The organism is Streptomyces sp. URMC 126 (assembly GCF_051386555.1).
Taxonomy (GTDB): domain Bacteria; phylum Actinomycetota; class Actinomycetes; order Streptomycetales; family Streptomycetaceae; genus Streptomyces.
Genome location: NZ_JBPQTX010000346.1, coordinates 1 through 7,190 on the forward strand (window position 1 = coordinate 1; position 7,190 = coordinate 7,190).

The window sequence follows — 7,190 nt, forward strand, 5'->3', positions numbered from 1 at the left end:
CCCGTCCGCTCCCCCGCCTCCGCCTCCCTCTCCGTCCCCTCCCCCGTCCCTGGCGACGGCGAGCAGGGCCATGTCGTCGGTGATCCGTCCGCCGGTGTAGCGGGTCACCTCGTCAAGCAGCGCGTCCAGCAGTTCGTCGGGCCCGGGGAAGCGGCGACCGGTCAGGGCGGCGACCGGATCGTAGAAGGTGCCGTCGCGGTCGCGGGCCTCGGTGAGGCCGTCGGTGTAGAGCAGCAGGGTCGTGCCCGGCGGGAAGGGGAAGGTGTCGACGCGGTCGGGGCCGGCGCCGAGGTCGCCCAGCGCCAGCGGCAGCGTCGGCTCGGCGGGGTCCAGGGTCCGTACCGTGCCGTCGGACAGCAGGAGCGGAGGGGGGTGGCCGCGGTTGACGAGGCGCAGTTCGGTGCAGGCGGGCGGGATTTCGGCGAGGACGCCGGTGACGAACCCTTCGAGCCGTTCCGGCCCGTCGCGGCCGCGTGCCTCGCGCCGCACGGCGCGTTCCAGGCGGGCCGCGACCCCGGGCAGGGCGGGTTCGTCCTCGGCCGCCTCCCGGAACGCGCCCAGCGCCACGTCCACGGCCTTGACGGCCTCCAGGCCCTTGCCGCGCACGTCGCCGATGACGCAGCGCACCCCGAACGGCGACGCGTGCACGCCGTACAGGTCGCCGCCGATCTCCGCGTCCCCGACCGCCGCCCGGTAGCGCACCGCGACGCGCAGGCGGCCGATCGAGGGCGGCAGTTGCGGAAGCACCGCGCGCTGTACGGCGAGGGCGACGCGGCGCGCCGACGCGAGCCGCGCCTCGCTGAGGTACATCAGGCGGTTCACGAGGACGGCGAGGGCGGAGACGGTGGCGACCGCCGCCAGCTCGCTGCGGCCGCCCGAGTCCCCCAGGAAGCCGAAGTGGTGCAGCAGGAGGGCGTCCACCAGGCAGGCGCCCAGTCCGGCGAGGACGGTCGCGCGGAGGGACAGCAGCGCGGCGGCCGTCATCGGCGCCGCCGTGTAGAGGGCCTCGGCGCTGAAGTGCGGGGAGGTGGCGTAGTCGAGCAGGGCGCCGGCGGCGAGCAGCAGGACCGGCAGCAGCGGCAGCGGGCCGGGGCGCCCGCGTCCGGCGGTCGTGCCGCGCCGCGCCTTCGGTGACCTCACCCGCCCGCTCCCGGTCGTGCCTGCCTGCCGCCTCGTCCCAGCATCACCGCGCCTCCCTGGTCCGGTTGTCGGGGTTACGGGGCAGGTCCGGGGCCCGCCGCGGGCCGTCGGCCCGGTATCGGGCCGCCGGGCGTCACGAGCCGAGCCTCGCCGGCCCCGGGCCGTCCGCCCGGGTCCGGACGCCCCTGGTCAGGCGTGCGAGTGCCGGCCGTGACCGTGTCCGTTCCGGCCGGTCACCAGTCGGTAGAGCGCCAGGATGATGACGGAGCCGACGATCGCGGCGATCCACGTGGACAGGTGGAAGAAGCCGTTGATCGACTCGACGCCGAAGATCACCTTGCCGAGGAAGCCGCCCAGCAGCCCGCCGACCACACCGATCAGCATGGTCACCAGCACACCGCCGGGATCCTTGCCCGGCATCAGGGCCTTGGCGATCGCTCCGGCCAGCAGCCCGATGACGACCCACGCGAGAATTCCCATGATGTGTTCCTCCTTAATCGGTGCTGCAAGGCGCTTAACCTGCCGCTTCCTCCGCAAACACCGTTCGTCGGCCGAGTCGGCGACACGTCCGGCCCGGTCCTCCGGTGGACGGGTACCCCCTTGCCGCCGTCGTGCGCGCCCCACGACGCGTACCCCCGCGTCCGCCGCTCCCCCGGCCTATTGGTCCGAACCTATTGACGCACTGGTCTAGTCCTCTTAACCTCTGCCACACCTCCGAGGAGTACGGCCCGCCGGTGCGCGCACACCACGGGCCACGGCACGGCACCCCCCCCACCCGCTCCACGAGCCCCCCACTGGAGGACCGATCGTGTTGTCCCGAGACCCGCTCCCCCCGGAAAGATCCCGCCCCGGCTCCCGCGCCCGCCGCGGGGCCGCCGTCGCCGCCGTGGGCGCCGCCCTGGCCGGGCTGCTGGCCGCCACGGTGCAGACGGGCCCCTCCTCGGCCGCCGAGGACCACGCGGCCTGCCGGCCCGACGGCCTGTACGCGACGCCGGGCGTCGACGTCCCCTACTGCACCGTCTACGACGCCGCCGGGCGCGAGAAGATGGGGGCGGACCACCAGCGGCGCGTCATCGGCTACTTCACCGGCTGGCGTACCGGCAAGGACGGCACCCCCGCCTACCTCGCCTCCGACATCCCCTGGGACAAGGTCACCCACCTCAACTACGCCTTCGCGCACGTCGGCCCGGACGACCGGATCTCCGTCGGCGCGGACGGCGCGAACAACCCGGCCACCGGGATGACCTGGCCGGGCGTCAAGGGCGCCGAGATGGACCCCGACCTGCCGTACCAGGGCCACTTCAACCTGTTGAACAAGTTCAAGAAGCAGCACCCGCAGGTGAAGACCCTGATATCCGTCGGCGGCTGGGCCGAGACCGGCGGATACATCGACGAGAACGGCAAGCGGGTCGACTCGGGCGGCTTCTACAAGACGGCCACCAACGCCGACGGCTCGGTCAACCAGCGGGGCATCGACACCTTCGCCGACTCGGCGGTCGCCTTCATCCGCAAGTACGGCTTCAACGGCGTCGACATCGACTACGAGTACCCGACGTCGATGAAGGACGCGGGCCACCCCAAGGACTGGCCGATCGCCAACGCCCGGCGCGGCGGCCTCAACAAGGGCTACGCCGCGCTGATGAAGACCCTCCGCGAACGGCTCGACCAGGCCGGGGCGGCCGACGGCCGGCACTACCTGCTCTCCGTCGCCGCGCCCTCCTCCGGCTACCTGCTGCGCGGCATGGAGACGTACCAGAGCACCAGGTACCTGGACTACGTCAACATCATGTCCTACGACCTGCACGGCGCCTGGAACGAGTTCGTCGGCCCCAACGCCGCGCTGTACGACGACGGCAAGGACGCCGAGCTCGCCAAGTGGGGCGTCTACACCACCCCGCAGTACGGCGGCATCGGCTACCTCAACGCCGACTGGGCGTACCACTACTTCCGCGGGGCGCTGCCACCCGGGCGGATCAACCTCGGCCTGCCGTACTACACGCGCGGCTGGAAGAACGTCACGGGCGGCACCGACGGCCTGTGGGGCACGGCCAAGGCCACGACCTGTCCCGCCGGTTCGGGGCTCACCACCTGCGGTGACGGCGCCGTCGGCATCGACAACCTCTGGCACGACAAGGACGACGACGGCAAGGAGTCGCCGGGCGGCTCCAACCCCATGTGGCACGCCAAGAACCTGGAGAAGGGCGTCGCCGGGGACTACCTGACGAAGTACGGCTTCCCGGCCGGCACCAAGCCCACCGGCACCTACGCCCGCAAGTACGACGCGACGCTGACCGCGCCCTGGCTGTGGAACGCCGACAAGAAGGTGTTCCTCTCCACGGAGGACGAGCAGTCGGTGCGGGCCAAGGCGCGGTACGTGGTGGACAAGGGCCTCGGCGGCACCATGATCTGGGAGCTGGCGGGCGACTACGCGTGGAACGCCGGCAAGGGGCAGTACGAGCCGGGTGACACCCTGACGTCCGTCATGCACGACGCGTTCAAGGCCGCGCCCGCGTACGGCGCCCGGCGCGCGACGACCGACCTGCCCGACCAGGCCCTCGACGTCGACGTCGCGTTCACCGACTTCCCCCTCGGGGACAGCAACTACCCCATCAACCCCAAGGTGCGCATCACCAACCGGACGAAGACCACGCTGCCGGGCGGTACGGAGTTCCAGTTCGACTACGCCAACTCCGCGCCCGGGAACGCCCGGGACCAGTCCGGCTGGGGGCTCAAGGTCGTCCGCAGCGACCACACCGCTCCCGACAACATCGGCGGTCTCAAGGGTGACTACAACCGGACGTCCGTGAAGCTCCCGGCCTCGCAGCCGCTCGCCCCGGGCGCCACCGCCACGCTCGACCTCGTCTATTACCTGCCGACGTCCACCCCGTCCAACTGGACCGTGAGCTTCGGCGGGAAGACCTGGGCCCTGGCCGGCGACCTGACGCGCGGCACGACCGTGACCGACCCGGGCGGCCCCTCGCCCACCCCGACGCCCACGCCCACCGGCTCCCCCACCGGCGGCCCGAGCCCGACGCCGACCCCGACGGGCGGCAGCTGCACCGCGCCGGCCTGGGACAAGGCGGCGGTCTACACCGGCGGCGCGACCGTCTCCTGGAAGGCGCACTCCTGGAAGGCCAAGTGGTGGACGCAGGGCGACGAGCCCGGCACCACCGGCGAGTGGGGAGTCTGGCAGGACCTCGGCGCCTGCTGACCCCGTTCCCGTCCCTCTGATCCCGTCCCCCGGCGTGTCGCCCCACCGCCGGGGGACGGCCGACGGCGCGTGCGGTCCGCCGGCCGCGCCCGCAAGCCCCGGGCCCGAATCCTGTGGTCGATCCTGTGGTTCCGCCGTCGGGACGACGGGATCCCCCCGTTCCCATACTCGGGTGGATCACCGACGCGAGCCGACGCGAGGGCTGGGGATGCTGCCGAAACTGAAGTCCGACGTACTGTATGTGCCCACTCCCGACGGAGCCCACGTCTTCGGCGCGGGCGCCGACGTCGCGCTGCGCGGTCCGGCCGCCTACCGGCTGCTGGACCGGCTCGCGCCGCACCTGGACGGCTCGACCGAACTCGACGCGCTCGTCCGCGGTCTGCCGGACGGGACCCGGGCCGCCGTGGAGCGGCTGGTGCGCCGGCTGCACACGGCCGGCTGCCTCGTCGACGCCGCCGAGGACCTGCCGCACGACCTGTCCGCCCGCGAACTCGACACGTACGCGGCGGAGATCGCGTTCGTCGAATACCACGCCTCGTCGGCGGCGCGGCGGTTCCAGACGTACCGGGAGAGCGCGGTGACGGTGGTCGGCGCGGGGCCCGTGTTCACCGCCCTGGTCTGCTCGGCGCTCCGCTCGGGCGTGCGGCGGCTGCGGGCCGTCCACGCCCCGGACGCGGACTCGGATCCCGCCGCCGACGCCGCCCGGCTGACCGAACTGGCGGCGGAGGCGGCGCTCCGCGACCCGGACCAGACGCTGGAGCGGGTGCCGTTCTCGGACGCGGAGGAGGCCCGGCTGGCGACCGCCGACGCGGTGCTGCACGTGGCCGCCGGGCCCGCCGCGGACCGGGCGGTGCGCCTGGACCGGCTGTGCCGGGACTCGGGCACCTTGCTGGTCCAGGGCGTGGTCCTGGACGACGTGGCCTGGCTGGGCCCGCCCGGGCCGGACTGGGCGTCGGCCTGGTCGCGGCTGCGTGCCCGCCCGCCGTACCGGACGGGCACGTTCCTGACCGGCCCCGCGGCGGCGGTGGTCGCCGGGCACCTCGGGCTGGCCGCCCTCCGCGCGCTGGCCGGCATCGCGGAGCCCGCCGCACGGTCCGTACTGACCAGGATCGACCTGGAGACCCTGCGCACGTCCACGCACGCCTTCCTGCCGCACCCGGCCGCGCGGCCGGCCGGCCCCGAGTCCGCGGCGGAGTTCACCGCCCGCGTCGGCCGGCTGCGCGCGGCGGAGCCCTCGAGCCAGGAGGAGTTCTCGGGCGCGGCGGCGGCCTGCTTCGACCCGTACACCGGTGTCCTGCGGACGCTGGACGAGGGGGACTTCACGCAGGTGCCGCTGCACGTCACCGAGGCCGTCCCGCACCGCGCCGACGCGGGCGGGCCCCGGGTCTTCGGCGCGGGAGGGGACTTCGCCGAGGCCCGGCGGCAGGCGGCCCTGCGCGGGCTCGCCCGGTACGCGGCGGCCTCGCCCGACCCGCGCCGGTTCGGGCCCGGCGCCACGGTGTGGGGCTGGGATCTCGACGAGGAGCGGACGGTGCCCGTCGCCGCCGGCACGGCGTTCTCCGCCGGGACCGGCCTGGCGGCGCGGCTGTCCTGGGACGACGCGGTGGACGACGCCCTCGGGCAGCACTGCGCCCGGCTGGCGGCCGAGGACGTGGCGGAGGGCCGGACGCGTCCGGTACCGCTCGACCCCGCCGACGCGCCGGCCGGTGAGCGGACCGAACGGTACCTGGGCCTGCTGCGGGCCGCCGGCGGCACCGTGCGGGTCGCGGACATCGGGGGCGCGCTCGGCGTACCGGTCCCGGCCTGGTGGCTGGACGGCCGCCCGGTCGCGGTGACCTGCGGCCCGGACGCGGCGGCGGAGGGCCTGGAACGGGCCCTGCTGGCACGCCAGTCGGCGATGACCGGCGAGCCGGCGTACGCGCCGGAGCCGGTCCCCGGCCTCGGCGGCCCGCCGGGACCGGGCGCCCCCGCCGGGTGGCCGTCGCCGCCGGACCGCGCCGCCCTGGTGGCCGCCCTCCGCTCCCGCGGCCTGCGGGCCGTGGCGGTCCCCCTGGACCACGACCCGGCCGTCCACGACGTTCTCCCCTTCGTGCTCCGGGTCGTGACGGCCGATGCGTGACCGCGTCCCGGGCACGCCGGAAGCAGCACGCGGCGGCGGCTCCGAAGAGCGCGAACGGGCCGGTGACACCGCCGCCGAAACGCACGCCGCCGCGCCCCGGCCCCGGGCGTCCGGCCGCCCCCTGCCGCGACCGGACACCTCACGGGCCCGGCCCTCGGACACCCCGCCCGCTGACGCCTCGCCTCCTCCGCCGGAAGGCCCGGCGCCCGTGTCGCCGGGGCCGCCTGACGGGTCGGGCGCTCCGGCCCCTCGCCGTGGGATCGCGGGACCGGAGGCGGCGGCCCCGGCTCCGGCCGCTCGGCCCCGGGCACAGGGTCACGGCGCGCCGGAATCCGCCGGCGGGCCCGGCCTTCCGGCGGCTCGCCGCGCGGACCGACGACCGGACGCCTCCGAAATCCAGGCCCTGGCGCCCGACAAAGGGCCCGCCACCGCGCCGACTTGGCCCTCGGACCCTCAGCCGGAGAGGCAGGCACCCGCCCCGTCCCGGTCGGGCGACGGGCCCGACCGTCCGGTGCCGCCCCTCGTCGACCCGCCACCGGGCGGCTCAGACCTCCCGCCCAAACCGCCGAATGCCCCGGGCCCTCGGCCCGAAGGCCCGACGCTTGTTCCGCCGGGACCGGCCGGCGGGCACGGGCCTTCGGCCGCCGTCCCCGAAGGCCCGCGACCAGGCACTCCCGCCCTTCACCCCGTACGCCCCGAGGGGGCCCCGGGCCCCGGCCC

At 75.3% G+C, this 7,190-nt stretch carries 4 protein-coding genes; 2 read left to right on the forward strand and 2 right to left on the reverse strand.

What is annotated here, in order from left to right; genetic code table 11:
* Together ACSNOK_RS28690 and ACSNOK_RS28695 are read right to left on the reverse strand one after the other, a co-directional pair.
* Positions 1–1,140 (reverse strand): PP2C family protein-serine/threonine phosphatase (locus tag ACSNOK_RS28690; protein ID WP_436783707.1); only part of this gene is annotated, 1,140 nt, incomplete at its 3' end.
* A gap of 189 nt (positions 1,141–1,329) precedes the next feature.
* Entirely contained in the window at positions 1,330–1,620 is a 291-nt protein-coding gene (locus tag ACSNOK_RS28695) for a GlsB/YeaQ/YmgE family stress response membrane protein (RefSeq protein ID WP_004943457.1), read from the reverse strand.
* Between the two features lie 331 nt (positions 1,621–1,951).
* Here ACSNOK_RS28695 and ACSNOK_RS28700 point away from each other — a divergent pair, with 331 nt between their 5' ends.
* A complete protein-coding gene (locus ACSNOK_RS28700) occupies positions 1,952–4,351 on the forward strand; it encodes a chitinase C-terminal domain-containing protein (RefSeq protein ID WP_436783709.1) in 2,400 nt (799 codons plus the stop codon).
* A 172-nt stretch (positions 4,352–4,523) separates the two neighbouring features.
* Positions 4,524–6,470 (forward strand): hypothetical protein, encoded by a 1,947-nt coding sequence (locus tag ACSNOK_RS28705; RefSeq protein WP_436783708.1) that lies wholly within the window; start codon positions 4,524–4,526, stop codon positions 6,468–6,470.
* The last annotated feature ends 720 nt before the right edge of the window (positions 6,471–7,190 follow it).